Annotated in this window: 1 protein-coding gene; it reads right to left on the bottom strand. The window is 66.4% G+C overall.

What is annotated here, in order from left to right:
- Window positions 1-268, bottom strand: a 268-nt coding sequence (locus tag AAEZ05_RS28810) for a hypothetical protein (protein ID WP_350650013.1), incomplete at both ends; no start/stop codon positions are given.

Below are 268 nucleotides of genomic sequence, written 5' to 3'. Positions count from 1 at the left end.
CTTCGGTGCAGGCGCTTTCGTGCTGGTGTTTTTCCTCGCTGCGCTTGGCCAGTTCGCGGCTCACGTGGGCGAGGGTGTTTTGCTCTTCGATGGCCTGGCGCAGCAGGGGCGCGGCGTCGGCCTGGTTTTTCAGGGCCTCAGCCAGTGCTGCCTGGGCGGCCACTTGCTGGTGTTGCGCCTGTTCCTGGCGGGTGTGCAGGGCGGTCTGTTGCTCCAGGTGCTGGGCAATCTGTGCCGCCAGCGGCGTCAGCAAGGTGGCGAGTTCTGC

This window comes from Pseudomonas sp. HY13-MNA-CIBAN-0226 (assembly GCF_040310305.1).
GTDB lineage: Bacteria > Pseudomonadota > Gammaproteobacteria > Pseudomonadales > Pseudomonadaceae > Aquipseudomonas > Aquipseudomonas gregormendelii.
The sequence above is the reverse complement of the archived record's forward strand: the minus strand, read 5'-3'. Positions and strand labels throughout refer to the sequence as shown.